This window comes from Streptomyces sp. R21 (assembly GCF_041051975.1).
GTDB lineage: Bacteria > Actinomycetota > Actinomycetes > Streptomycetales > Streptomycetaceae > Streptomyces.
On the sequence record NZ_CP163435.1, the window covers coordinates 1 to 24614 of the forward strand.

Sequence of the window (24614 nt, forward strand, 5' to 3'; positions counted from 1 at the left end):
ATTACCCGCCTCCGGCGGGGAGTTATGGAATTGGCCTCCGGCCATTCCATAACTTGCGTGCCTCCGGCACGAAAGGCGGGTGTGCCTCCGGCACGAAAAGCGCTGGTTTTGTTTTGTGGGTGAGTAGTTGGGGTTTGAGTTGATGGGTTGTTATGTGTGTTGTACGGAGCTGGTTTTGGGGAATCTCCGATTCCCTTAAAAGCAGGGGGAATTGAATTGGTATTCCGTGTGAGATAAGTAAATCACGGAATACCCAGGAAAGGAAAGGGGCCCCTCCGGGGCCCAACTCCTTTCGGGGCAAGGGATGTTGGGCCGGTTTCCCCGGGGTGTAGGTCCTGCCTCCGGCAGGACCTACACCCCGGGGAAACCGGCAGACCGAGGAGAAGGCAGGAGCAGACGCAGCCCGAGAGACCGGCCGACCATCGGACCGCCCACACGGTCCACGGCCCCTCCGGGGCCCCACCGCAGAGCGCGGAGGCCCCGGCCGACGCGCAACACACCAACCCCGCCCCGATCCCCAACGCCGCCGCGCCACCCACGCCCGCACCCACCCCTTCTTTCTCATTCGGGCAGGGAGAGCGGCAGCAGAGGGGATGTCAGCAACCCCAACCACAACCAACAGGCAGCCTGACCAGCGGCGTTCAAAGGCCGGCCCCAGGGGCGAGGTCAGGAGATGACGCAGGAGGTAGTGCAGGAGTTTGCGCATGAGGTAGTGCCACAGATCAGCATCCAGGTATTATGGAACTCGTCCGGAAGGGTTGGCCCCCGACCGGGCGTCGCCGAAGGTTCGTCAACAGAGAGGTCTCAGCGTGGAAATCGTCATCACTGCAGGCAAGGTGACTTCCAGTACGGGCGAGATCAACACCCCTCAGGCCCAAAAGGCCCGCCGGATCGCAAACTTCCTCCCGCGCCCGGAACTGCTCAGGGACGCTGTCATCGAGCACAACCAGGACGACAACACCACGTCGATTCGGTTCGACACCACGGCCGGTCCCGTTCGCATTCTTCTGCCGGTCGCTCAGGGGTTTGAGTTCCACATCATTCACGACAGCGACACCGGGCCCCGCATTCTCGGAACTTTCCGAGGCGCATCCCTTTCGGTGCGTGCCGTTGCATTCCGCATCAGCGAATTTCTGCGGACACGCGGACTGAAGTAGAAGGCAATTCCCGGGGGGTCCGGTTCACCGGGCCCCCCGGGCAACCTCAGCCGAAGGGAAAAGTCACCGTGAGCGTGACAAGCATTGAGCCCGCCCACCGCGCCATTCCGGCGACCGAGGGTGAGCGAGAGCAGATGGAGGCCGCTTTCCAGGCCGCCCTAGACCTGCTCCCCGAGAACGCCGAATTCCCGTACGACGTACGCGAGTTGGCCCGGCCCTTGTTTGAGGCGGGATGGATCTCTGGCGTACGGACCGGACACACCGGGCCCGCGCTGACCGACGTGCCGTTGCCTCCCCACACGTTCGGTACGGCATTAAGCAACCTGTCCGCCGCCATGCACGCGGACAGCGGAGCCAGCATCGGGCAGTTGGTCAGTTATCACGGTTCGCAGGAGCGCGCGCACGGGCGGTACTGGGTGACGCGCATTGAGCGCGAACTGGACCTCCGGGGACGAGAGTCCGTGCTCTACCGCCTCAGCGAGTACAGGAACGGCGCGTTCATCACCGCACTGACCGGAGTCCACACGTGGAGCGTCACGGCCCTGCCGCAGCACTGGCAGCGGTAGGCCCGCCCCGTTCGGCAGGAACGGCACAAGCCGCCGCAGCCGTAACCACAAGTCAGCAGGCCGCCCTGGGGGTGGGGCGCACCGGAGAGTTAATTGGTTGCCCCATCCTCGGAGTTAGGTATTATGGAACTCGTTCGGAAGGGTTGGCCCCCTACCGGACGCGCCGAGAGTTCGTCACCAGAAGGGAAGCCCAAGTGGCTCACGAGATCGAGCAGTTCACCGACGGCACCGCCGCTTTCGCGTCCGCCAACACGAGCGCCTGGCACAAGCTCGGCACCGTCACCGATGGCGCGATGACCGCCGAGGAGGCCATGCACCTCGCGTCGCTGTCCGGCTGGAACGTGCGACTCCTCCCCCTCACCGCGACCGAGATCACGCCCGAGGGCACCACGCCCGTGGAGGTCTCGCAGCACTTCGCGACCGCGCGCACACACCCGAAGACCGGCCGCACGCAGACCCTCGGAGTGGTCGGCAGCGACTACCACCCCGTGCAGAACGAGGAGCACGCCGAGTTCCTCAACCTGCTGGCCGACGAGTCCGGCGCGCACTTCGAAACTGCCGGATCGCTCAGGGACGGCCGTGGGGTGTTCCTGACCATGAGGATGCCGCAGGGCCTCACGATCGGCGGGAACGACGACATAGATCTGTACATCGCGGCGTCCAACAGCCACGACGGAGGCAGCGCGTTCCGGATCATCGTGACGCCGGTCCGGGTCGTGTGCGCGAACACCCTGCGCGCAGCCATCCACGGGGCCCGCTCCTCGTTCGTGGTCCGCCACACCGCCGGAGCCAAGGCCCGGATCTCGCAGGCCCGCAGTGCGCTCGGTCTGACGTTCCGGTACGCCGAGGAGTTCGAGAAGGCCGCACAGCGCATGATCGAGGCTGAGATGACGCTCAACGAGCTGCGCTCGGTCGTCGACGAGCTCTGGCCGCTCAAGACGGACAGCCCCCGCGCCAAGACCAACCAGCGCCAGCGCTGGGGGGCGATCTCGAATCTGTTCGAGCACGCCGACACCCAGGCCGGTATCCGGGGCACGCGGTGGGCCGGTTACAACGCGCTCACCGAGTTCGCCAACCACGTTGCCCCGGCCCAGGGCAAGACCGACGCCGAGAAGGCGGAGGCCCGCGCCGAGCGGGTCATCAGCGGAGCGGCGAACGACCTGATGGAGAAGGCATTCGCCCTCACCACGGTCTGACCCCCTGAACGCCGGGCGGGTGCCCCGACTCCCCCACGGGTGCCCGCCCGGCCCCCGCAGGCCCGCAGAGGGCGCCCCGCCCGAGCGCGGAGCGCTCCCCGGCCCGCCCCCTGCCGTGTGGCGGCAGCGGAGCAGACCGCGCGCCAAGAACACGGCCGCCGCTTCCTGCGCCCAGGCCGCGTCGGCGGATGCCCAGCAGCTCGACACCCACCGCCCTCCCACCGCCCTGCGGAAGGCCATTCCCGCGCGCAGCCCGGCCCCACACGTCGCCCCGCTGGAGCCACCGTGGCCGAGCCCGCAGCCCGACCAGCCCGCCCCGCGCCGACCGCCGTACCCCGGAGACGAAGCGATCACGGCCGCCGTACGGCCGTGCGAGGGCAGCTCAGCGCCCGTCTGCCCGCGCATACCCCGCTCCGTTCCTGCCGGACCCGTCCGTCACCGGCTGAGGCCACCGCCCGGCCCCGGCGAAGGCCGGGCCGCCCGCCAACTCCCCATTCCTGTACGCCCTGTGAGGAGACACTCTGTGATCACCATCGCCACCCCGTCCGGCACCGTCCGCGCCGTTGCGTCCGAGGCGGACACCACCGGCAGCGTGCTCTACACCCTCACCGGTGCCGCCCGGGGAACCGTCCACGTGACCGCGACCCACAGCCCCGCCCGGTGGGATCAGTTCGACGCCGTCCGGGCCAGTCTCGGATCCGCCAGCGCCGTACGCGCGCTGCCCGCCGAGCCGCTCGTGCGCATCCGCGGCCGCGCCTATCAGGGCAGCACAGTCCGGGTCCTGGCCCACTGCGCCGATGTGCCCTGGGGGTGGCAGGGACCGGTGTCCCTGGTCGACACCGACGGCCGCCCCGCACCCGAGCAGGCAGCCCGGACGCTGACCTCCATCCTGCGCGCGTGCGCCGCCGACTACGCCGCGCGCAGCGACTTCGCACGCCTCCAGCACACGGCCCGATGCCACGGCACCCCGCAGCTGCTGAGGTGGCTGGACGCCATGATCTCGTACGCGGAACGGGCACAGGACCGCTACCGGCAGGATGCCGAGGCCCACCGGATCCAGGCCACCCGCAGTCTCGCCGCCTGGTGGACGCTGGCCCGCTGGTTCACCGACCGCCCGCACCCCGTGCTCGCGCTCCTGCTGCTGCCGCACCGCGAGAGCCTCGCCCACCGCGCCGAGTACCTGCCGCAATGGGCCGCGATCAGCGCGCGTGCAGCCGACGCCGAGGCGCGCCGCCTGGCGCACTTCCGGTCCGAGTACGAGGGGTTGGCCCGGCCCGCCGGGCCGGAGAAGCGGGACCGCCCGTACTTCGTGGTCGGGCAGTGGCAAGGCGGGGACGACGTCGACATCTGGCACGTGGAAGAAGCCCCCGCCGATCCAGAGGAACGGGCCGATCTGTGCGAGGAGTACCGCGAGGACGCCGACAACGCGTTCGGGAGCATCGAGATCGTCTACGCCGCCAGCCCGGAAGCCGCAGCCGACAAGGCCCGCCAGGAGGCACGCGAGACCAGCGAGCGCATCCACCGCGAGGTCACCCGCCCGTAGGACGGCCGCTCCCCGGGGCGGCCCACTGCCAGGCCGCCCCGGGCCCCGCCCCTGATCACGAGGAGAGATGACCCATGGCAACGTTCGCCCACGCCACCCCGCAACGCTGCGCCGACCTCGGCCGCGCCCTCACCGCCGCCGGCCTCGCCTGGAGCGACAACGGCCGCCAGGACGCACCGCAGTACCTCACCTACACCGTCACCGACCCGCACGGCCGCACATGGCGGATCAGCCCGGCCACCAACTTCCAGATCTCGCCGTCCAGTCCGGGGCAGATCTGGGCGGCCACCTGCGGAGCGCTGATGACGACCACGCCGGTCCTGTCCGCCCGCGCCGTGGCGCAGCGCATCAAGGACGTCCCGGCATGAGCATCCCACCGCCGCCCTTTGAGCCCGCGGACTTCGACGAGCGCTGCGAGACCTGCCACGCCCCGCCGGGACAGCTCTGCCAGGCCTGGTGCGACACCGGATACACCGCCGAGGACGCCCGCGCCGACGCCGAGCGCCACGACGCCCACCGCGATGCCAAGCCCCCTGCGCCGTAGGCGCACCGCCCCAAGTCCCCAGCCCTCTTCCCGAAAGAAAGGCCCCTCATGGACCTGTCCACCCCCGCTGGCCTTGAGTCCCTCGCGCGCGCGGTTGCCGAGCAGCTCGGCGCCGACCGCACCGAGCAGGACAGCGACAGCGGCCGCATGCGGATCATCTACGCCGACGGCCGCGCCCTGGAGTTCGCCCTCAACCGCCATCGCACCCGGATCACCGTCACCGCGGTCCTGCCCGAACAGGCCGCCGTGCACGGCATCGGCGTCAAGCCGATCACCATCAGCACACTCCCCCAGCCCCGCCCCACCGAGGCCCGCGCCACGGCCGCGGCCCGGCACACGGTCGGCCACATCCGCCGACGGCTGCTGCCTGCACACACCGCCGCACTGGCCCAGCTGCGCGAGCACACCGCCCCGCAACCGGCCACGCTCCAACGCGCCGACACCGCCCTCGCCGGATTCCTCGACCGCCCCCAGGGCGCGGTGGCCATCTCCGAACAGCCCGTACGCCGCCCGCTGGGGTGGAGCGACCGGTGCGCCGTCGCCTGGTGGCACACCCTCGACGGGCCCTCCCGCGCCGTGGCACCGTTCCTGGCCGACACCCTGCGCCGAGCCGGACTGGCGACGACGGAGCCCCACGGCAGCGGCTACGTGTTCTTCGCCGAACCCCCGGCCGAGCCCTCCGACACCCGCTTCCGCATCGCCCCTGCCACCGGAGGCGAAGAGTGGGACCTCGTCGACGAGTTCACCGGCGCCTGCGCGCGCACGTACGGCGACCGGGAATGGGCCCTCGCAATCGCCGACGGCGCGAACAGAGAAGAGGACGCCGCCCGGCGCGCCAAGGTCGTGTCCATGAACCTGCCGGGGATGTCGCATGACCTGATCGAAGAGGAGCGATTCCGTGCTCTGGCTGTGGAGTTGGCGACCGCCGGACACATGCCCTACGGCCTGAGCGACGTCGACTACACCCAGACACCGGGATTCCACATCTTTCCCAGCCCGCAGCCGGGTGCGGCCAAGGTGGCACGACTGCTGGAGCCCTGGGGGTCGATCCGGCCCGGTGCCCGCCTGGAGGCACCCGACCGCGAAGTCGAGCGCCACGACAAGGACATGGAGACCTACGCACGCCTCCTGACCAAGCCCGGCCGGACCGTGGCCGTCAGGACGGACGGCATCCACGTCACGCACAACAGCCCACCTACCAGGCCCTGATCGACGCGTTCGGGGATGAGGCAGCGCTGAGAAATCCGGTTGCCCCATCCCCTCATTTAAGTATTATGGAACTTGCCGCACTGAATCACCCGCCGCCCCAGAGGAGGGCGGCGGGAGCCAGCTTCACCGAGGAGGCGGAACGTGACCGGTTCACCGACGCACGACCCCAACGCCGAGGAAGAGGTGGCGACGGCCCCACTCGCCCGGCTGCGCGCAGCAGGCATCCGCTGCCTGTCCTGGCGCGACAGCGCTGGCACCTACATCTGCATCCCGCTCGCCGACGGCGCCGAGGTCACCTTCAGCGGCACCGCCGCCGACCAGGGCGACATACGGGGCCACGACGTCAGCACCCACCACCCGATCCGGGAGCACGAGAGCTGGCAGGCATGCCTGAACAACACCGACGGCGGCTGCGACGTGCTCTACGACTCCTGCACGCAGGACCTCCCGTACGAGGAGGACACCGCCGCGCTGGTCGCCGTCATCCTCGCCTGCGCCCGCGAGCATGGCGGTGCCGACCGAACCGGCGACCCCGACAACTGACCGGTCCAGCTGCGTCGCCAGGCACTCGAACCCGTTCCCGGCCGGGCGTGCCAGCGCCCGGCCCCTCACCTCACAGGAGAAGGGACACACTCATACCCACCCTTGCCGAGGGTCGCGCCTTCATCAGCGGACTGCCCGACACCGCGTCCGTCGCCGTCGTCCAGGAGGCGGCCGCCGCGCGCCTGATCTAACTGGACGCCGACAAGCGCCCGATCAGCACCACGATCACCCCGGCCTGCCTGCGCCGACTGACCGGGACCGTCCATCAGCCCAACCGCACCGGCAGCCGGTTCGACTTCCTGCTGGACGAGGACTCCACCGACCAGCTGCGCCGGGACCCAAGCAACGCCCGGTTCCGCATCGCGGACGACGAGACACGGTGCCGGATCGCCAAGGTCCCGGCCTCGTGCATCGAACTCACGGACACATCATCCCGCCCCTAGCCCACCGGTCCGTGCAGTGCAATGAGCACTGCCCGGACCCTCCCCACCGAACCCGAGGTCCGCCATGTCTCCCAACAACCCCGCGTCCAGCCCCGACAGCAGCGTGACCGGGCCGCCCACCGCCGACGAGCCACCCACGACCTCCCAGCTGCCGACCGCCCCACCCGCTCTGTGGGCGCCGCTGGCCGACGTCCTCCAGGCCCTGCATCACGCCGGTGAAGCCCCGCAGTTGGAGGGTGCGCACGACTGGCGGCTCCAGCCGACCGACCACACCCCGGGCATCCGCCGCACACCGGAACACGGCGCCTGGCAGCGCATGGTCGAGTGGAACACCGACGGCACATGCCGCTGGACCGCGGTCCAGGGCGGCATCTGGCAGTGGCCAGGAGCCGCACAGCTGAGGGCGGTCGAGGCGCTGGCTGCCAAGGTCCGCACCCTGCTGGAGCACGACGAGGCCTACGCCAACGGCGACCCGACCATCTCCGGAACAGATCTGAACAGCGACGCCTGGGACCTGCTCAAGGAAGTCGAGCGCATCGTCTGACCCTGGCCGCCCGGGCGGATCACCGCGGTCCCTGCCGCTCCGCCCTGGCGCCGCCCCCCTTCTTCGAGCAATTCCCCGGAAGGGAACGTGATTTCGATGACCGCGCCGATACCCGTGCGCTGCTTAGCTTGTTCTTTTTCTTCCGGCCTCGAACGGTGTCTCGTACTGAGTCGCTCACCTGGGGATTCGCCGGACGTGGGGGCGGCCTTCGTCTGATCCTGTGCTCCGACCAAGGTGCACGTGACCACGACGAAGGCCGTGAGGGTGAGTCTGCTGCCAGTTGCTGTCCGGAGGGAAGCGTTCGCGGAAGCGTCACGCTTCCGAGGCGAGTTCTACGAGTGTCTGACCGCTCGGCGCGACGAATTGTTCGAGCTGACCGATGCGGTGCTGTGTGCGGACGGCGCGGTGAAGTCCCCGGTGGACTTGACGCTGCTGCCCGAGCATCGTCGTGGGCACGGAGCGATGTACGGCGGTCTCAATCACGGCCGGATCGACATGGATCGGCTGCGGACGGTGCTGTCCGGGCTGTCGCTGCCGCGTTTCGACGGCGGGCGCCTGGTGCTGGCGGTCGATGTGTCGCCGTGGCTTCGCTCGGACGCGCCGTGCTCGGCCGAGCGGTTGTTCTGCCACGTCTACGGCCGTGCGAAGACGGCGTCGCAGTTCATTCCGGGCTGGCCCTACTCCCTTCGTGGCCGTGCTGGAGCCTGGCGCCACGTCCTGGACCGCGATCCTGGACGCGGTCCGGCTCGGACCGGTGGACGACGCGACCGCGGTCACCGCCGCCCAGCTGCGGGGTGTCGTCGAGCGGCTCATCGCCGCGGGCCAGTGGCAGGCCGGGGACCCGCATATCGTGATCGTCAGCGACGCCGGCTACGACGTCACCCGCCTGGCCTGGGTCCTGCGCGACCTGCCCGTCGAGGTGGTCGGCCGAGTCCGCTCCGACCGCGTCATGCGTCTACCGAAACCACCGCGGATGCACGGCGTCAACGGCCGGCCGCCCAAGCACGGCCCGGAGTTCCGCTTCATCAAGCCGGAGACCTGGCCCGAGCCCGCGATCACCACGGTCACGGACACCACCAACTACGGCAAGGCCGAGACCCAGGCGTGGGACCGAGTCCACCCAAGGCTCACCCACCGCTCGTCCTGGCTCGACCACGACGGTGAACTACCCCTGGTTGAGGGCACGTTGATCCGGCTGAAGGTCGAGCACCTATCGAAGGAACGAGACGCTCCGCCAGTGTGGTTATGGTCCTCGAAGACCGGCGCCACCCCGGACGACGTGGACCGTCTCTGGCAGGCATTTCTCCGCCGCTTTGATCTGGAGCACACCTTCCGCTTCGCGAAACAGACCCTCGGCTGGACCACACCGAAACTCCGAAGCCGCGGACCGCTGGACCTGGATCCTGATCGTCGCCCACACCCAGCTCCGGCTCGCCCGGCCCCTCGCCGAAGATCTCCGCCGCCCTTGGGAGAAACCCGCCGCACCCGACCGGCTCACCCCGGCCCGAGTCCGCCGGGGGTTCAGGAACATCCGCGCTCACCTCGCCTGCCCGACCCGAGTTCCCAAACTCCGAGGTGCCGGCCCCGGACGGCCACCCGGCGCCAAGAACAGACACCGGGCACCCCGCTACGACGTCGGCAAGACCGTCAAACGCCCCGAGACCCTCAAGGCCATCGGCCGACCTGGCAGATCCTGGTAGATAAAGAACAAGCTTAGAAGCTGTGTCACATCCCTTTGCACAGGTCAGGTTTCCGGGCAGCAGGGTTCTGTCACGTCAAGGCCGGCAGAGCTTCTGAGCGGCGCATGGGGATCGGCCCGCCGGGAGCGCGAGGACCCGCGATTTCAATTTATCCGGCCCATGAGTTCACGATCATAGGCTTCTCGCCCCCTTAACTCTTGCCCGGCTTCAAAGGACGAGTCCGTAGTACGAGCAAGGGGGATCACTGATGGACCCGACCACGGCCGTCATCATCTCGACCGTCATCGCCAAGGCCTGCACACTGCTGGCACTCTGGATCCGCCTGCGCTGGCGGGCACGCCGTGAACAGCAGCGGCAGCGATACCTTCTCCAGGTCACCGAGACGGCGGCTCCGGACGGCCAGGTGGAGATCGATGACCGGGACGGCGACGGCCACCGCCTGCACATGAAGATCACCCGCACTCCGGTTCCAGGGGAGGACCAGGCAGCGTGAGCACCCATGACCCGGCGGACAGCACCGACCGCCCTGCGGCCGCGCCCGCACCCCCCGGCCCGCCCAGCCAACGCCACCATGCCCGGCAGCAGGCGGACAACGAGTTCTCCGCCTTCTACCGCGGGAACATCCGCCCCCTGACCGGCTTCCTGATCAACCACGGCGCCGCCGTTCACGTGGCCGCAGACATCGCCCAGGAGATCATGACCGACGCCTACCGCAACTGGGACCGCATCACCCATCCCAAGGCCTGGGTCCACAAAGCCGCCTCACGCGCACTTGTGCGCAAAATCGCCTCCGCCGAAGAACCCGTCGACGACCTCCCCGAACCCACCTCCCTGGTGCCCCGCCCCGACGCCATCGCGGAATGGGAGGCCCAGCACGACGCGTTACCCCTGCTCCGCAGTCTGCCGATGAAGCAGCGCCAGGCCATGGCCTGGACACTGGCAGGCTTCACCCCCACCGACATCGCCGACCACCTCGGCCTGCCGGCCGAGAACGTACGCGCCAACCTGAAAAAAGCCCGCCGCACCGCAGCCGCCTACCTCAAGGCACGGGAGGAGGAACAGTGACCCGCCGCTCCGGACCCAACGACCACGATCAGGCCGCGCATCACTGGCTCACCCAGCATCAACACGCCCTGACCCACGCCCTCGACGACCTCCTCGACACCGAAGCAGGCCTGCGCGAAATCCTCCTCCACTCCCACCACGACACTGCCACAGACAACCTCGACACCGTCCTCGACACCGAAGCCGGCCTTGCCGCCATCCTCCCCGCCCCCCCAGCCCCACCGGCTGCCACCCACGAAACGCCGCACCACCACACCGACACAACGGAACTCCTCCGCGCACTCAGCCCCGCCGAGCGCATGACCCTGCGCAACAACTCCGACGTCAAAACAGCCAGCCAAGCCCGCACCCGCACCCGCGCCCGCGCCCGCGACCTCGTCCGCGACCTCGTCCGCGACGCCGCCCGCGTCCGCCCGCTCGCCCGTATCCGCGTCCGCGACTTCGTCCGCGACTTCGTCCGCGACCTCGTCCGCGACCTCGTCCGCGACCTCGCCGACGCCTGCGACCTTGACATCGCACGCGCCCGTGACCTCGACCTCGCCGTCGACCTCGTCCGCGTCCGCAACCTCGCCTTCGACCTCGCCCGCGACCTCGCCCGCGCCTTCGACCTCGCCCGCGACCTCGCCCGCACCCGCACCCGCGACCGCGACCGCGACCTCGCCCTCGTCGTCGACCTCGTCCGTGACCTCTACCTCGACCTGGACCGCACCCGCACCCGCGCCCTCGACCTCGACCTCGGCCGCGCCGTCGACCTCGACCGCGACCCCGGCCGCGCCGTCGACCTCGTCCGCGCCTTCGACCTCGGCCGCGACCGCATCCTCGACCTCGCCCGCACCCTCGACCTCGACCGCGACCTCGACCGCGCCTTCGACCTCGGCCGCGACCCCGACCTTGCCGCCGCCTTCGACCTCATCGTCGACATTCGTACCGCCGAGGTTGGCCGGGCCATCAGCCTGGCACTCCGCCGGGAGCCCCTCGTGCTCGACGAAGATTCGCTGCACGCACTCCTCGACGACTTCACCGCCACGGACCTGAGCAACGCTGACCTGACCGGCATTGACCTCAGCGGTGTCCACTGGTCCGAACACACCACGCAGTGGCCGTCCGCCATCGACGTCGAAGACCTCAAGACTCGCTCGGACGAAACCCTGCCCGGCAGCGGTACCTGGATCGTCCGGTCCGGCACCGCCACCATCCGCGACCACGCCGAACGGTGAGACGTACTGGAAGCAGGCGGCGCCCGGGACAGGGAGTTCACGGATGGCTTGGGCCCCGTTGGCATGGCCGTCGTTCCAGGCCGGGCATCCCGTTCACCGAGACGTCGTCATGACGCTCTCCCGAACGGTACCGCCAGCGCCCTACCCATCCTGATCGCTTTGACCTGCGCAAAGAGGAAGTGACACAGCTTCTTAGGCCGGTCGCTCGTCGGCGGACTGCTCGTCCCATGAGTGCCGCGCCGACCAGCAACAGGGCTGCTCCCCCGAGCCCGGGCTGCACCCGGAGTCTGCCGTACGCCAACTGCCCGATACTCAACGGCACCGCCGCGCACTACTGCACCCGCCCGGTGCTCGCCTCCCACCCCGCGGGCCGCCCCTGCACCGACCCGTCCTGCCCCTGCCCCACGCAGGCCACCCACGACAGGCACGCCGCCCGCAGCAGACGGCCCGCCGACCGGTATGAGGCCTGGATAATCGCCGCCCGGCACTACCAGCTCGTCCCCCATCAGGGCACGCCCCCTCGGTGCCGGTGGGCTTGCCCATGACGGACGCGTCCCCGAACAGACCCAGGTAGTCGTCGCGCATCTACCCGCAGATCCCCACCAGCCGTGCATAATCCCGCAGCTCCTTCTCAAAGAGCGCCGGCTGCTCGCCCGCGGCCAGGAGCCCGAGCTGCAGGGGCGCGAGAATCACCTCACCGACGCCGTCCACGTGATCGCAACCGGCAACCTGGCCCTCCGCGCGGACCTGCTCCATCTCGACTCCGCCCAGGTCGGCGTGGACCTCGCCCACCACGTCGCCTACATCGACGACACCCTGCCCGCCGTCCTCGCCGGACACGCCCCTGAACGGGCCCCGCGTGCAACGGCCGTCCCCGTGCCGCCAGCCGCTCACCGGGCCGGATCGGCCCGCCACGCCCCGGCCGCACCGCCGGAAACCGACTGGTGGCGGCTTTAGGCCAATGACAGCAGGAAGATCATTAAGGCTTTCCAGCCCACTCGTGTTGGCCGGTCATCCGTCTGCCCCGAATCTGCTTGCCTGCGCCACCGGGAGTGGCTCTTGCGGCTGGTGAGGGTGCGGGGGTGGTCAGGGCCTAGTACCCGCACCATGTCATGCACCAGTGCAGCCAAGGCGGTTGCGGCCCCGGCTGCGTCCCCCGCCTCGCCCCACCACTCGGCCAAAGTTTCCCGGGTGATGAGCGTGGAGGGGTGATCGGGGCCCAACACACGGACCGTGTCTTCCAATAGTTTCACGAAGGCCATTGCGGCCCGGACCGAATCTCCCATCTGGCCCCACGCGTAGGCGAGGTTGGCTCGTGTGTTGAAGGTGTGAGGGTGGTCGGGGCCCAAGACCCGCACCCGGTCCTCCAGCAACTCAGCAAAGGCGGTCGCAGCCCCAGCCGCATCACCCGCCTCTCCCCGCCATCGGGCGAGGCTGTTCCGGCTAGTCAGGGTGTGAGGGTGGTCGGGGCCCAAGACCCGCACCCGGTCCTCCAGCAACTCAGCAAAGGCGGTCGCAGCCCCAGCCGCATCACCCGCCTCTCCCCGCCATCGGGCGAGGTTGCTCCGGGTGCCGAGGGTGTGAGGGTGGTCGGGGCCCAAGACCCGCACCCGGTCCTCCAGCAACTCAGCAAAGGCGGTCGCAGCCCCAGCCGCATCACCCGACTGTCCCCATGAGTAGGCGAGGTGGTGCCGGGTGTCGAGGGTTTGCGGGTGATCGGGGCCGAGTACGCGCACCATATCGACCAGTAGCTCGGCGAAGGTGGCCCCGGCTCCGGCTGCGTCACCTGTCTGGCCTCTCCACCGAGCGAAGCCGTGCCGGGCAGTGAGGGTGTCGAGGTGGTCGGACCCGAGACGGTGGGTTGTGGTGGCAGTGAGCCGGCGGAAGTAGTCGCGGGCTGCGGTGACCTGTCCAGCTTTGCCGAGACTGCGGCCGGCCCGGTAGAGCACCGCGTGCGCGTGCGGCTGGTAGATCACGTCTTCGGCGCAGATGGCGAGAGCAGTGGTATTGGCGCGCAGGGATTGTGCCAGTGCGGTGTCGCGTTCGATATCGGGCCAGGTGGCCAACAAGGCGTCGGCGGCGGCGCGAGCGACGGCGTAGCGCTGGGGGGCGGCGAGGGTGTCATGGACGGCGCGTTGGACGAGCTGGTGGACGCGCACCGCGGTGCCCTGAGTTTTCGGGGTGTAGTCGATCAGGCTCAGTCGGCGCAGTGCGCTCAACGACATGTGTGCATACCGCTCGGGCACGGGCCTGACATTTTGGTGATCTGCTGCGCCGGGGTCGTCAGCTGAGCCTGCCGGCGGGGTCGGCACGTCAGCGGCGGATGGTGTATTGGCGTGCGTTGTCCGGTATTGGGCGAGGTAGGTGCGAGCCGGGGTGCTGCTCAGAATGGTCTCGGGGATGCCATTGGCATCAAGAAACGCGGCGAGTTGGAGCATGGGGCGGGCCAGTCCCGCGGGCCTGAGGGCGTCCGCACGTTCGATGGACAGGGCCCAGGTCGCAGCCACGGCCTCCGGTTGGCCGTCGGGCCGACGATCAGGCGCGGTGTCGCCCAGTGGGGTGGTGCGGCTGGACAGCAGCTGCCGGTACTGGGCGCAGTTCATTCCCACATCGGCAAGTTCGGCGATGTAGGCGACAGCTTGGGCCAACGCCAGGGGGAGGTGTCCGAGGTCGTGGGCGAGGGCGGCCGCGTCGTCATCAGGTTCGGCCAGGTGGTGGGAGGCGAGGACGGCATTGAGGTAGGAGAGTGATTCGGCGGGGGTGAAGACGCCGACCGGGATGAGCCGGCGGCCTGTAGTGAGGGCGGGCTCGCGACTGCGCGTGGTGACCAGCGTGCAGCCGGTGGGGCTGGCCGGCGGCCATAGGCCGCTGAGGTGGTCCGGGTCGGTCACATCGTCGAGGACCACTAGCCAGCGGCAGGAACGCTGGCCGGCTTTGGGTTCCAGCCAGGCCAGGAACGCGGCGGCGGCTTGCTCGGACTCGGTCGGGGCGGGGCTGCCGAGCAGCTCTGCCGCAGCCGCCGCGTAGGACGTGATGACGGCGGCGGTCGTTGCTGCAGTGGCCCAGACCAGCACGTCCAGGGCGCCGCTCTGCCAGACGGTGCGCGCATAGTGGGCAGCGAGTTGGGTCTTCCCAGCCCCACCCAGCCCGACCATGACTCCCGCTGGTGAGGGCTGCGTGCCGACCGAGATCGCACCGCCGGAGAGCACCTCGATCAGGCAGGCAGTCTCGGCACGGGCCTGAAAACAGCCAGCCTGTGCAGGGATCGTCCCGACTTGATGTGGCCACGAAGCTGGCGGCCGGGATGCCGCGTGGACGTGATGGTCGACCCTACCCGCAACAGGGCCGTGGAAGGTGCTATGGCGGAAGTCGAACCGGTCGCCCCCAACGGCCCCAACGGCCCCAGCCTCCGTAATGCCCTCAACTGGCTTTCGCTGCGCCACCGCCGCTCCCATCAGGCCGACACCACATCCCGACCGTACCCAGCCATCCACCACCTCAACTACGGCTCAGCGCAAAGCCGTTACTCCGCCCCAGCCCGTCAGCGGCCTGGAATCTGCGGCCGCATCGTTGGTTCCCCCAGCGCCACCCCCCAGCACCTAGAGCTTCACGGTGATGCCAAGACGGTTGAGCCGAATGGTCCTTCGGCTGACTCATGCGCCACCGTCGTCTCGCTCGCAACTATTAGGGCCACTTGCACCACTCCGAAGCTCTGACCGGCCTCCGTGATCAATCTGATGGCCGCCGGCTTATCGGCGATGCGGCCCCGGACTGGCGCGATACTGGCCCGGGCCTAGTGGCGTACCTGCGGGTTCTGCGCCCGCCACTGGGCAAGACGTTCATGGGCGGCCCGCGCACGGCGCGGGCGACTGATCCGGAACCTTCCGGTGCTCCTGCTCACTGTGCGTCGTCGCCTCCAAGCGCGACGTGCTGCTCTCGGTTGGCCGGCGGCCGCGGCTGGCCGACCTGTACGCCGAGGTCGAGCAGGTGCGCGGCGACAGCTTCCGCGCGGACTGGCACATCACCGACCTGACCCGGCACGCCGCGACGTGCGGTGCCCCCGACCCCGGAGTCGTCTGCGCGGACGACGGCCCGGAGTTCACCGCCCTGCAGGAGCAGGTCCGGTAGACGCTGGCGAGGAAGCCCCGCAAGGAACCCGAGATGGCCCGGCACAACGGCCGTGCACGGTGCGGCGGCTACACCGCCTACAACTGACACCCCCGTGGGTCCGGACCGACCTGTTCGGCCCCGGCCCGGCACACGCCCCCTTACAGTGGATGAAGGAGATGACCATGGACACCAACCCCACCGCCCTGCTTCTCGACCTCGCCGCCAGAGCCCAGCACCTGAGTGACCGGGACGTTCTGCAGGACCTTCTCGCCAGCGGCCATCGCGCCTGGTGCGAAGGCGTCGCCGATGTCCATTCCGGCGTGCGACGGGAGGCCGCGCCCCTGTCCGACGACCAGCTCACCGAGCGGTGCGCTGCCGCGGGCGCGCCGTGGGAGCAGGGGATGACACGCGACGAGGCGGTGTCCGCGCTCGCGTTCGCGACCTGGGATGCCGTGCCAGCCGCGATGGCCTACACGGAGCTAGAAGAACGCGCCACGCTCTTCGGTGTCTGCCTTCTTGGCGAAGAACTCCAGTAGCCTCCTCTCGCGCTGAGCTGGACACGAACCCATCACCTTTGGCATTATCGAACCTGTCACGCTCGACCGGGCGCCGACACCGCCTTGCCGATCCTTCCCAAGGGGCCCAGATGTCTCCCGCCGAGCGGCTCGTGGACACCGCGCAGATCGTGTCCGAGTTCGGCACGAGCAAGTCCCGGATCAGCGAGTGGAGCAACAACCCGGACAGCGGCTTCCCGGAGGTCGCCCGCTGGGACGGCAAGCGGTTCTGGCACCACGCCGAGGTCGCCGCATTCTTCGCGCAGCGTGCGCCGAAGAAGCGCACGCTGCCGGCCGCGGTACTCGAGGCCGACCAGGACGAGCTGCTGACCAAGCGGGAAGTGGCGCAGCTTCTGGGGTACACCCGCACGTCGACCATCGACGCCTACTTCCGCGACCGGCCCGACTACTTCCCCGCGCCCGACGAGGATGCCGACGGCCAGATGTGGCGCCGCGGCACGATCGTCACCTGGGCGGCCAACCGCCCCGGCAAGGGCCGGCGCAGCTCCGCGCTGGCGGCTCCGCGGCCTGAGGTCTCGGCAGACGGCGATCCCGACGAGCTCCTCGGCACGGCCGAGGTCGCCGTCCTGCTCGGCTACAGCAGTCCGGCTTCCTTCTCCAGCGCCCTGTACCAGGGGCGCATCCCCGAACTGCCCGAGCCGGACGCCCTGGAGAAGAAGGAAGGCAGCCGCGGTCCGGCGCGCAAGAAGTGGCGCCGGGCCACCATCGTCGCCGCCGCCCGCAAGCGCGGCGTGCTGCCGCCCGTCGGCAGGGACGAGAACGAGGACCTGGTCGGCGCCGCCGAAGCAGCCCGGATCCTCGGATACCGCAACGCCGACAGTTTCATCAGCGCACTCGGGCACGGGCTCCTGCCCGACCTCGAGCAGCCCGACGGATACGAATACCGCCGCGGCAGCGGCGGCCGCCCCCGTCAGCAGCGCTGGAAACGCTCCCGCCTCGAGGAGCTGGCCGCCCGCCGCTCCCCGGCGCCCTGACTGCAGCGCACCGAACCGCGTCACACGCGGGATACCGTAAGACCGCGGCCTCTGGTTTAAGGGAACGACGAACTCCCGGCGGGCCAGACACCGCACGATGGCCGGCATGGAGAGGCCAGCCACCCCTCCGCCGCGAAGCCGCACGGCTTCGCGGCACCGGCCATCGCCGTTTCCTGAGCTTGTCCTTTGACGTCGCAGGCTACTTACGGTGCGGTCCCAGGCTCGATCGTCGGCCAGCTCCCCAGCGCGGAAGCGAGCCGGTCCTGGAGTGCCGGGTCTTGCACTTCGGCAGCAAGGCGGTAGGCGATGGGCCCGATCTGCCAGCCGGCGTGATGGTCGAAGTGCGGAAAGGGTCCCGCGGCGTTGTGTGCGAGCTTGCCGACCAGCTCAGCAAGTCGGAAGAACAGCTGTTCCGCGGGGCGGTCCTCCATGCCCAGACTGCTTCGGCGGACAAGGTCGAACAATTCGCGGCCACGACCCCACTGCGTTTGGTCGGCCGCCATCTCCAGGGCCGCCTCGATCTCAGGAGCCCTGCCCAGACTCATCGAAGCGGCCTCAAGGACGTGGCCAGCCCATGTCACCGGGCGTTGCTGCCGCTCGAACAGAGATCGCCCCCACTGGCGAATGTCGTTCGCTCCGTCGCTGCTCATTTCACGATCATGACGGGGATACAGCTCGCCTTCTTCCTCTTTCTTCTTCTGGACTGGGCGGAGTGCGCAGCGTACGGATCGCTGCGGCATGGAAGTTGCCGCGTGCCACCATCGCCTGTGTGAGAGCTCGCTCCCAGCGTTCTGGGTCCACCCACGGCGGTTCGCGATGCGGCTGCGCGAGGAACTCGTCCCGCATCCCCACGAATGCGTCCTCCAGGCATCAGGTCCGCGCCGCCGCGCACACCGACGCCGTCCACACCCAGGCCGAGAAGGCCAGGGCCCGCATCACCCGCTGACCAGTACCACTCACCGCCGCCCATGGAGACCTGCGCCATGTCCGACGCCCTCGACGCGCACCCGTCCCCGCAGGCCGTTGTCCGCCTGCTCACCACCGGCGCCCCCTTGCAACAGCCTGGCGAGCCGGGGCTGTTCATCCGGTTCTGGCACGGAGGCCCGGCTGGAAGGCAGACGATTCAGCCTGGCCCTGGGACGCGCCGTCCACCGCCCGCCTCACCACCGCCGCCCTACGCGAGCTTGCCGAGGCCGAGCAGCTCACCGGCAATGTCGCCGCGCCGCTGGAGTGGCTTTGCCGATGGACAGGAACAGCGTGTGCCGATGAGTTCTGACAGCAGTTCCTGCTCCGTGGGTTCGAGAATGTCGGTGTGACACCGCCTCGGGTTGCTCGGACCTCCTTCCTTGATCGGTCTTCGAAAGAGCCTCGGCCCAACGACTTGGGTCAAAAGTGCGTGGCGATCCCGAAGACGCGGCGGAGCTGCGCCATGTCGTGCCGATCACGTTCCGATGGTTCGTATCCCTGGTGGAAGTAGACCTGCTGCTCGGCGGACAAGCACGGGACGGGCGTCCCCTGAACGGTCCCCGTCACGAAGCACGCGGAGGGATAGACGAAAGGACGCTGCGGATCGGGTGACGCCTGCACCGCTGAGCCGTCGTCGGAGAAGACCAGCGGGTGAAGGTCAATATCTCGCCCGTCCGGGGCCGTCATAACAAATCGGATGGGCCTCCGGTCCAGGCTCTCCACGAAACCTTCCGCAGAGAGGGCCGCCAACGCAGCGGCTTCCTGGTCTTGCCGGTGCATCAAGTCCAGGTCGCGATGGTCCCGGGTCTGCTCACCGAGCAGAGCATCGATCCCCCATCCTCCACCGACCCAGACATCCACCTTCGCCCGCCGCAACAGGGCCAGGACGAACAACACGTCATCGGCCTTCATCACCCGATGCAGGCTAGAAGCGCCCGCCTCGGGCAACGAATGATTTCCTTTGGCCCGTCAGGACAGTCTCACGGGGCCGGGCTGGTCACGCCGTTCTCGTCCATGACGAAGACGCCCGTGGTCTTGCTGTCGACCTGCCGGTCCTTGATCCACTGCGCCGACAGGTCGTGCAGATTCTTGTGCTGGCGTTCCCAAGGCATCTGGTGTCCGGTACCGAGTGCTTTGACCATCAGCTTGTGAGGTCCGGTGATTGCGTCGTACAGCGCGCGGACCGAGAAGTTGAGCTCCGCATTCGAGCTCGGCGGCGTCGTGTTCGCCGTCCTGTCGTGCTCCCCGTCCACAATCAGCACGGGCACGCTTCCGCCGAGGACCCCGCCCTGCCCCGCGGTCGTCTCGTTCCATCCCCACCGGACGAAGCTCCTGATGCGGTTCAGGCCTTCCGGCGGCCCCCAGGTGCGGCCGACCGGGTCGCTGTCCATGAACGCCGCCCACACCACTTCCACCATGCCGGGTTCCCGCTGGTCTAGGGAGCGCAGCTCGGTGTTCCAATCTTTCTCCAGGCCCGGTCTCGCACCGAGGGACATCGGAAACCCCGGAAGCGGCGGCGGGCTCGGTGGGGTCGACGTGGCCTTGGGCGGAAAGATCGGCGCCAGCAGGAACATGCTCTCCACGTTCTCCGGATGCTGGACCGCGTAGGGTCCCATCGTCAACGCGGCCGCGGACCAGCCGACGAAGGCGACCTGCTCCACCTTGCATTCCTGCTTGATGTACTCCACGACGGTGTGCAGCTCGGCTTGGTCGCTGTCGGAGTTGTTCAGCTGGAACGGGTAGCTGGGGCTGCACGGGGTGAAGCCCGGCGGCCGTGGAATGAGCAGCTTCTGGTCGAGGTCGCTGAGGTTGCACGGGGAGCCCATCTCGGGACGAGGTGACCGCCCGGCGCCCTGGAGGTCCATCAAGAAGACGTCGTAACCGGCCTGCGCCAGTGCCTCGGCCCAGCCGTACGTCTTGTACTGGAGATCGAAGCCGGCGAGCACCGGAGAACTCCTGCCGTGAAGCATGAGCACGGGTTTGCGTACCGCTCCGGTCCACCAGGGCACGGTTTTCCGCTCCCGTACGAAGAGCTTGACCACCTCCTTCTTGTTCGCGGGAACGGTGGACGTGTGGGTGACCTCGTGGTCGAAAACGACGCTTGGCCAAGACCATGACCATGGTGGCCAAAAAACCGGCCCAATCCACCCTGACAATGGCCTTGGCAATGGACGTGGCCGCCGGTCCCAGCCCATGGGAATCATCCGTTCCGTGCGCCTGGTCGGGAGCTCATGCCCCCTTGAGCCAGCATCGGAAGGCTGCGCGCCCGGCGCCACAGCACGGCCGCCGGCCTAGGCCCATGGGGTGGTGCGACCCTCCGATCGGCGGTCGCCGAGTTACACGGCGTGTCGCCCGCTAGTCCGGCCCACAGCTCTGTGACGTCCGCCGGCGCACTACGTGGCCACGGTGACCGGCGCGGCCGTCGGTCCGGCGAGGTAGCTCCGGATCTGCAATGCGGTCGCGGCGAGGACCTGGCGGACACCCGGGGTGTCCATCACGGTGTCGCGCACGACCTGGTCGTGTGCGGTCCGACGGCCTCAGCTACTGCGCGGCAGCAGCTGCTCCCCCACAGCCACAGACGGACGGTGCGGTCTCCTCACGCAGCTTCGGTCGTGACGGCAGGAGTACGGCGTGCGGCCCAGCTACGGCCAGGCGGACGGCGCACCGGACCCCGACGGAGATTACGGCCCCTGGGCGCCCTGGAACGACGCTACGCACTCATTCGACGGTCCCTCGGTACGGACGGACGCCAGCAGCGCTCTTGCCCATGCTCGCCAAGACGACAGAGGGCTACGGCTCGCTCGGCCAGCTGCGGATATCCCTTCCGTCGGCCGTGTCGATGAGGGTGACGCAGGCGCTTTCGACGCTGCCGTGCTCGCCGATCCAGCCGAGGTACTTCCGCTCGGCGGTCGCGAGGTGCGCCCACCAGCCCTGCATGACCGGACGGTCGCCGGAGGTGAGGGTGAGGCGGTAGCGATCCGGGTTCACGTGAGCCGGATCCCGCGCGCCCGGCGAGGCTCCAGGGCGATCGCGTGCTTCGCCTCCAGCTCGCGCAGCTGGTAGTGGACGGCTCCGACGCTACGGCCCACGCCGACGCTGATCTCGGCGACGGTCGGCGCCTCGCCGTCCTCAGCGATGTGCTCGCGGATACAGGCGAGGACGCGTTCCTGAATGTCGGTGAGGTAGTCGACCTTGTGGTGCCCCATACATTGACTAGAGCATGCGTTCGAATATTGGGCAAGCTGGAAGGGTGAACGACCTCCCGCCCGACTGTGACTGAGCGTTTCACTTGGCGGATCAGTGCTTGAGTTGGCGGGTGAGCGATTCATCTGGCGAGGATGTGCTCATCGATGCAGGTGGCGAGGCCGCTGTCGGCGAGCTGCAGCCGGTTGCCCGGCGTTACTCCCATGGCCCAGGAACGCCGCGCCCAAGTTGCCGATGAACCCCGCACCCTCAGGCTGTGAAGGAGTCCACGCAGCTACAGGGAGCAGAACCATGACCATGGTGACCCGGAAGAGCGAGATTTCCTCGCAGTCCCTTGAGGTCTTCGAGGTGAAAGTCGGCAAAGAGGACTGGGACGCGTTGCGAGAGGACCCGGAGACGTTCTTCAGATCGCGTCTCGAACCCGAGTACAAGGTGAACGGCATCTGCGTCGACGCCAGAAACCTCCGGTCACCCGAAACGGCGGCCAGCAGCGGTTTCGCCACGCTGGTCCATGTCAGCGGCGGCCCGTTCGACTCGTACTACTTCTGGCCCCAGCGGCAGCAGTGAGAACGAGCAGGTGACGGCGGGCCGCCGGACACCGGTCAGGCGTACACATAGAAGCCCGACCTTGTCTTGCGGCCCAGCCGCCCGCTGCCCCGCCGACTCAAGCACTCATCCGCCAAGTGAAACGCTCAGTCACACCGACCTGCCCCGACTTCGAACCCTGGAGATCTGGCTGGCCTTCAACCTCGACAGGGTCCGGCAGCAGATCGCAGCAGCCGAAAAGCTGGAGGCCGAACGGCAGCGCGGCGTCGACGCCCGGCCGCCCGCGCCGGACTGGTTGATCGAGCGGGGTATCGGCGAGGGGCCCGCCGTGTACGTGCACGTCGGTGGATGCCATATGGCGGGGAAGCGTTCCAAGGGCGTGGCGCGGGAGCAGGCGCTGCGGGCGCTCACCGACGGTGTCGAAGCCTGCCCGCACTGCCGTCCCGATACCGAGCTCGGGGTGCTGGATTAGGCGCTGCGCTTCGGCTTCTTCGCCGCAGCCTTCTTCGTCGTCTTCTTGGCGGGCGTCTTCGCAGTCTTCGTGGCCGCGGTTTTCTTCGGCATGTCATGGACGGTGGCGTCCTCGCCCCGCGACTGACGCGCCTTGGCGACGGACTCCTGTAGGGCGGTCATCAGGTCGACGACCTCTCCCTTCGGCGTTTCCGGCTCGGACGACTCGGGCAGCGCTTCGCCCTCCCGCTTCGCTTTGATCACCTCGGCGAGGGCGTCCGTGTAGCGGTCGACGAACTCGTCGCCTTCGAGGTCGTCGCGGGTCATCCGGTCGATGAGGTGCTGCGCCTCCGCGACCTCCTCGTCGGTCAGCTCGACCGCCTCGGGCGCCAGCTCGGCGGGGTCGCGGATCTCGTCGTCCCACTTCATGGCGTGCAGGACGATCACATCGTCACGGACCCGCAGCAGTCCCAGCCGCTCCCGCCCGCTCCAGGCGTACTTCGCGACGGCCACCTTGGCGTTCCGCTCCAGGGCCTTCCGCAGCAGGGTGTACGGCTTCGCCGCCACCTGCCCGTCCGGCTGCAGGTAGTAGCCCTCCCCCACCCGGATCGGATCGATGGACTCGGCCGGCACGAACGCCTCCAGCTCGATGGCCTTCGCGGTGGGCAAGGGCAGCTCGCCCAGCTCCTCGTCCAGCACGGCGACGACCTGGTCCTTCGACAGCTCGTAGCCTTTGCCGATTTCGTCGCCGCGGACCTCCCGGTCCTCCACTTCGCAGAACTTGCGCACCCGTACCCGGCCCATGTCCTCAAGGTGGTACTGGTGAAAGCGGATCGAGTGGTCCTCGGTGGCGCTCACCACATGGATCGGTACTGTGACCAAACCGAACGAGATGGCGCCTGACCAGATGGTTCGGGGCATGGCAGGACCTCCGCGACGTGCCCCGAGAAGGCCAGCCTATGAGCGGCGGAACGGTCCGGCATGCGCGCAAGAGCGACCAGCCGCACGGCTGCCTGCCCCGCCCTACCTGCTGGGAGATCGTCGAGCAGGGCCGGGGAGGCTCGGCTAGTCGCCGTCGAACGTCTGCATGACCCGTTCCACCTGCACCAGGTAGACCGCTGTGGACTCCTCCCAGGCCTGGGTGGCGGCGGCGTGGGCGATGGCGCGCTGGTCGGCGGGTGGATTCACCGGATTACGCCAGAGGTTCACCAGGGTGTAGAGCGCCTCGCGCATGGCAAACCCCTTCTCCTGGATGCCGGGAGGGCCCACCACTCCTGCCGTACGGGCGGCCCGATCGACGGCGTTGAGCGCCTGGTTCACCGCGCGCCAGGCCGCCCGCAGTTCATCGGGCGGCAGAGGGAAGACCCCGTACCCGTGGCCGACAATGGCGTTCAACGCATCGTGCACGGCGTCGCCGGCGCTGAGCAGGCCTGCGTAGGCGTCCTGGCGGCGTTCCCTGAGCCACTGGCCGAAGCCGTTCTCTGCCTCCACGCGGGCCTGGCGGACCATGGCCCGTCCGGTTGCCCATGCGGCCAGTGCCGCACCGCCCGCCCCTGATGCCCCCGCAATGACGGCGGCCAATCCTGCGTCCATGGACCGACCCTCTCTCATGCCGGAGTAGGGCGGTCCTCCAGCACGCCGTACAGGGCGTTCTCGCGGAAGCCGTCGTCTTCCTCGCAGTAGCGGCGCATGACCTTGGAGCCGGGGGCCCATCCGCCCTGCTTCTCCATGACGGCGTCGGGGTTGCCGGCGCGGGAGGACTCGGTGACCAGGCCGCGGCGGGGGCTGTGGCCGGTGGGCCGGATGTCGAGCTCGGCGCGGGGGCCGATGCGGGTGAGGACGTCGCCGACCGACTCGGGGTCGAGCCCGCTCTGCCCCCAGGTTCATAGGTGGACGCGGTGCGCTGCCTGTGATTGTTCGAGCACCACCAAGCCCGGACCCTGGCGGCTCGTCGGGCGGGAGTGTTGGCCTCCGGGGGCCCGGCAGGAAGCGTTACGAAACTCTGCGCCAAAGCCCCCTCAAGAGGTACAAGAATGTGTTGACCTGCGGAAACAGGGGTGGC

Annotated in this window: 27 protein-coding genes and 2 pseudogenes; 19 read left to right on the forward strand and 10 right to left on the reverse strand. The window is 69.0% G+C overall.

Annotation, left to right across the window (positions count from 1 at the left end; translation table 11 throughout):
* The first annotated feature begins 809 nt into the window (after positions 1-809).
* The 13 genes and pseudogenes from AB5J56_RS00005 (at position 810) to AB5J56_RS00065 (ending at position 11727) form a co-directional block, all read left to right on the forward strand.
* On the forward strand, positions 810-1157 hold the full coding sequence (locus AB5J56_RS00005) for a hypothetical protein (RefSeq protein ID WP_369228752.1): 348 nt from the start codon (positions 810-812) through the stop codon (positions 1155-1157).
* A 68-nt stretch (positions 1158-1225) separates the two neighbouring features.
* Complete coding sequence (locus AB5J56_RS00010) at positions 1226-1723, forward strand: hypothetical protein (RefSeq protein ID WP_369228753.1); 498 nt, start codon at positions 1226-1228, stop codon at positions 1721-1723.
* Positions 1724-1917: 194 nt separating this feature from the next.
* On the forward strand, positions 1918-2919 hold the full coding sequence (locus tag AB5J56_RS00015; RefSeq protein ID WP_369228754.1) for a DUF932 domain-containing protein: 1002 nt from the start codon (positions 1918-1920) through the stop codon (positions 2917-2919).
* A 523-nt stretch (positions 2920-3442) separates the two neighbouring features.
* Complete coding sequence (locus tag AB5J56_RS00020; protein ID WP_369228755.1) at positions 3443-4462, forward strand: hypothetical protein; 1020 nt, start codon at positions 3443-3445, stop codon at positions 4460-4462.
* Between the two features lie 74 nt (positions 4463-4536).
* Positions 4537-4830 (forward strand): hypothetical protein, encoded by a 294-nt coding sequence (locus AB5J56_RS00025; RefSeq protein ID WP_369228756.1) that lies wholly within the window; start codon positions 4537-4539, stop codon positions 4828-4830.
* Entirely contained in the window at positions 4827-5006 is a 180-nt protein-coding gene (locus tag AB5J56_RS00030) for a hypothetical protein (RefSeq protein ID WP_369228757.1), read from the forward strand. The genes AB5J56_RS00025 and AB5J56_RS00030 overlap by 4 nt, the downstream gene beginning before the upstream one ends.
* Before the next feature lie 48 nt (positions 5007-5054).
* Positions 5055-6215 (forward strand): hypothetical protein, encoded by a 1161-nt coding sequence (locus AB5J56_RS00035; RefSeq protein ID WP_369228758.1) that lies wholly within the window; start codon positions 5055-5057, stop codon positions 6213-6215.
* 141 nt (positions 6216-6356) lie between these two features.
* Positions 6357-6758 carry a hypothetical protein gene (locus tag AB5J56_RS00040; protein ID WP_369228759.1) on the forward strand — a complete coding sequence of 134 codons (402 nt, stop codon included), beginning with the start codon at positions 6357-6359 and terminating at the stop codon, positions 6756-6758.
* Positions 6759-7265: 507 nt separating this feature from the next.
* Positions 7266-7745, forward strand: coding sequence for a hypothetical protein (locus AB5J56_RS00045; protein WP_369228760.1), 480 nt, complete (start codon positions 7266-7268; stop codon positions 7743-7745).
* 264 nt (positions 7746-8009) lie between these two features.
* Positions 8010-9445: pseudogene (locus tag AB5J56_RS00050) on the forward strand (NF041680 family putative transposase).
* A 247-nt stretch (positions 9446-9692) separates the two neighbouring features.
* The gene (locus tag AB5J56_RS00055; protein ID WP_369228761.1) at positions 9693-9938 is read left to right on the forward strand and encodes a hypothetical protein; all 246 of its coding nucleotides are present in this window, start codon (positions 9693-9695) and stop codon (positions 9936-9938) included.
* Complete coding sequence (locus AB5J56_RS00060) at positions 9935-10510, forward strand: RNA polymerase sigma factor (protein ID WP_369228762.1); 576 nt, start codon at positions 9935-9937, stop codon at positions 10508-10510. Before AB5J56_RS00055 ends, AB5J56_RS00060 begins: the two co-directional genes overlap by 4 nt.
* Complete coding sequence (locus AB5J56_RS00065; protein WP_369228764.1) at positions 10507-11727, forward strand: hypothetical protein; 1221 nt, start codon at positions 10507-10509, stop codon at positions 11725-11727. Before AB5J56_RS00060 ends, AB5J56_RS00065 begins: the two co-directional genes overlap by 4 nt.
* 519 nt (positions 11728-12246) lie before the next feature.
* On the opposite strand, the pseudogene AB5J56_RS00070 reads toward AB5J56_RS00065, so the two are convergent.
* A pseudogene (locus tag AB5J56_RS00070) lies at positions 12247-12417 on the reverse strand (polyprenyl synthetase family protein); the annotation flags it as partial.
* A 21-nt stretch (positions 12418-12438) separates the two neighbouring features.
* Between AB5J56_RS00070 and AB5J56_RS00075 the strand changes: the two are divergent.
* On the forward strand, positions 12439-12684 hold the full coding sequence (locus AB5J56_RS00075) for a hypothetical protein (RefSeq protein ID WP_369243169.1): 246 nt from the start codon (positions 12439-12441) through the stop codon (positions 12682-12684).
* Here the strand turns inward: AB5J56_RS00075 and fxsT are convergent.
* A complete protein-coding gene (fxsT, locus tag AB5J56_RS00080; protein WP_369228765.1) occupies positions 12681-14882 on the reverse strand; it encodes an FxSxx-COOH system tetratricopeptide repeat protein in 2202 nt (733 codons plus the stop codon). The genes AB5J56_RS00075 and fxsT overlap by 4 nt on opposite strands.
* A gap of 772 nt (positions 14883-15654) precedes the next feature.
* Between fxsT and AB5J56_RS00085 the strand changes: the two genes are divergently transcribed.
* From AB5J56_RS00085 to AB5J56_RS00095, 3 genes are all read left to right on the forward strand, one after another.
* On the forward strand, positions 15655-15855 hold the full coding sequence (locus AB5J56_RS00085) for a hypothetical protein (protein WP_369228766.1): 201 nt from the start codon (positions 15655-15657) through the stop codon (positions 15853-15855).
* 164 nt (positions 15856-16019) lie between these two features.
* Positions 16020-16373 (forward strand): hypothetical protein, encoded by a 354-nt coding sequence (locus tag AB5J56_RS00090; RefSeq protein ID WP_369228767.1) that lies wholly within the window; start codon positions 16020-16022, stop codon positions 16371-16373.
* A 110-nt stretch (positions 16374-16483) separates the two neighbouring features.
* Positions 16484-17386 (forward strand): hypothetical protein, encoded by a 903-nt coding sequence (locus tag AB5J56_RS00095; RefSeq protein ID WP_369228768.1) that lies wholly within the window; start codon positions 16484-16486, stop codon positions 17384-17386.
* A gap of 203 nt (positions 17387-17589) precedes the next feature.
* Here AB5J56_RS00095 and AB5J56_RS00100 read toward each other — a convergent pair whose 3' ends face one another.
* The 5 genes from AB5J56_RS00100 to AB5J56_RS00120 all read right to left on the reverse strand — a co-directional run bounded on the left by AB5J56_RS00100 (position 17590) and on the right by AB5J56_RS00120 (position 21558).
* The gene (locus AB5J56_RS00100; RefSeq protein ID WP_369228769.1) at positions 17590-18036 is read right to left on the reverse strand and encodes a hypothetical protein; all 447 of its coding nucleotides are present in this window, start codon (positions 18034-18036) and stop codon (positions 17590-17592) included.
* A gap of 736 nt (positions 18037-18772) precedes the next feature.
* The gene (locus AB5J56_RS00105; protein ID WP_369242307.1) at positions 18773-19264 is read right to left on the reverse strand and encodes a nucleotidyltransferase domain-containing protein; all 492 of its coding nucleotides are present in this window, start codon (positions 19262-19264) and stop codon (positions 18773-18775) included.
* A gap of 68 nt (positions 19265-19332) precedes the next feature.
* On the reverse strand, positions 19333-20394 hold the full coding sequence (locus AB5J56_RS00110) for an alpha/beta fold hydrolase (protein ID WP_369228770.1): 1062 nt from the start codon (positions 20392-20394) through the stop codon (positions 19333-19335).
* A 748-nt stretch (positions 20395-21142) separates the two neighbouring features.
* Positions 21143-21340, reverse strand: a complete 198-nt coding sequence (locus AB5J56_RS00115; RefSeq protein WP_369228771.1) for a hypothetical protein — start codon at positions 21338-21340, stop codon at positions 21143-21145.
* Positions 21337-21558 carry a LexA family protein gene (locus tag AB5J56_RS00120; RefSeq protein ID WP_369228772.1) on the reverse strand — a complete coding sequence of 74 codons (222 nt, stop codon included), beginning with the start codon at positions 21556-21558 and terminating at the stop codon, positions 21337-21339. Before AB5J56_RS00120 ends, AB5J56_RS00115 begins: the two co-directional genes overlap by 4 nt.
* 289 nt (positions 21559-21847) lie before the next feature.
* Here AB5J56_RS00120 and AB5J56_RS00125 point away from each other — a divergent pair, with 289 nt between their 5' ends.
* Both AB5J56_RS00125 and AB5J56_RS00130 read left to right on the forward strand, forming a co-directional pair.
* Positions 21848-22123, forward strand: a complete 276-nt coding sequence (locus tag AB5J56_RS00125) for a hypothetical protein (RefSeq protein ID WP_369228773.1) — start codon at positions 21848-21850, stop codon at positions 22121-22123.
* 61 nt (positions 22124-22184) lie between these two features.
* Complete coding sequence (locus AB5J56_RS00130; protein WP_369228774.1) at positions 22185-22574, forward strand: DUF6233 domain-containing protein; 390 nt, start codon at positions 22185-22187, stop codon at positions 22572-22574.
* On the opposite strand, the gene AB5J56_RS00135 is transcribed toward AB5J56_RS00130, so the two are convergent.
* The 3 genes from AB5J56_RS00135 to AB5J56_RS00145 form a co-directional block, all read right to left on the reverse strand.
* Complete coding sequence (locus AB5J56_RS00135; protein WP_369228775.1) at positions 22571-23473, reverse strand: Ku protein; 903 nt, start codon at positions 23471-23473, stop codon at positions 22571-22573. The genes AB5J56_RS00130 and AB5J56_RS00135 overlap by 4 nt on opposite strands.
* Before the next feature lie 144 nt (positions 23474-23617).
* Positions 23618-24145 (reverse strand): hypothetical protein, encoded by a 528-nt coding sequence (locus AB5J56_RS00140; protein WP_369228776.1) that lies wholly within the window; start codon positions 24143-24145, stop codon positions 23618-23620.
* A 14-nt stretch (positions 24146-24159) separates the two neighbouring features.
* On the reverse strand, positions 24160-24282 hold the full coding sequence (locus AB5J56_RS00145; RefSeq protein WP_369228777.1) for a hypothetical protein: 123 nt from the start codon (positions 24280-24282) through the stop codon (positions 24160-24162).
* Positions 24283-24614: the final 332 nt, after the last annotated feature.

What these genes read in the sequence shown, in the direction of transcription:
- AB5J56_RS00030 (WP_369228757.1), top strand. Translation starts at nt 4,827, where the DNA reads ATGAGCATCCCACCGCCGCCCTTTGAGCCCGCGGACTTCGACGAGCGC.
- AB5J56_RS00135 (WP_369228775.1), bottom strand. Translation starts at nt 23,473, where the DNA reads ATGCCCCGAACCATCTGGTCAGGCGCCATCTCGTTCGGTTTGGTCACA.
- AB5J56_RS00035 (WP_369228758.1), top strand. Translation starts at nt 5,055, where the DNA reads ATGGACCTGTCCACCCCCGCTGGCCTTGAGTCCCTCGCGCGCGCGGTT.
- AB5J56_RS00100 (WP_369228769.1), bottom strand. Translation starts at nt 18,036, where the DNA reads ATGAGCAGCGACGGAGCGAACGACATTCGCCAGTGGGGGCGATCTCTG.
- AB5J56_RS00045 (WP_369228760.1), top strand. Translation starts at nt 7,266, where the DNA reads ATGTCTCCCAACAACCCCGCGTCCAGCCCCGACAGCAGCGTGACCGGG.
- fxsT (WP_369228765.1), bottom strand. Translation starts at nt 14,882, where the DNA reads ATGGTCGGGCTGGGTGGGGCTGGGAAGACCCAACTCGCTGCCCACTAT.
- AB5J56_RS00120 (WP_369228772.1), bottom strand. Translation starts at nt 21,558, where the DNA reads ATGGGGCACCACAAGGTCGACTACCTCACCGACATTCAGGAACGCGTC.
- AB5J56_RS00090 (WP_369228767.1), top strand. Translation starts at nt 16,020, where the DNA reads ATGGACACCAACCCCACCGCCCTGCTTCTCGACCTCGCCGCCAGAGCC.
- AB5J56_RS00105 (WP_369242307.1), bottom strand. Translation starts at nt 19,264, where the DNA reads ATGAAGGCCGATGACGTGTTGTTCGTCCTGGCCCTGTTGCGGCGGGCG.
- AB5J56_RS00145 (WP_369228777.1), bottom strand. Translation starts at nt 24,282, where the DNA reads ATGGAGAAGCAGGGCGGATGGGCCCCCGGCTCCAAGGTCATGCGCCGC.
- AB5J56_RS00025 (WP_369228756.1), top strand. Translation starts at nt 4,537, where the DNA reads ATGGCAACGTTCGCCCACGCCACCCCGCAACGCTGCGCCGACCTCGGC.
- AB5J56_RS00140 (WP_369228776.1), bottom strand. Translation starts at nt 24,145, where the DNA reads ATGGACGCAGGATTGGCCGCCGTCATTGCGGGGGCATCAGGGGCGGGC.
- AB5J56_RS00055 (WP_369228761.1), top strand. Translation starts at nt 9,693, where the DNA reads ATGGACCCGACCACGGCCGTCATCATCTCGACCGTCATCGCCAAGGCC.
- AB5J56_RS00125 (WP_369228773.1), top strand. Translation starts at nt 21,848, where the DNA reads ATGACCATGGTGACCCGGAAGAGCGAGATTTCCTCGCAGTCCCTTGAG.
- AB5J56_RS00095 (WP_369228768.1), top strand. Translation starts at nt 16,484, where the DNA reads ATGTCTCCCGCCGAGCGGCTCGTGGACACCGCGCAGATCGTGTCCGAG.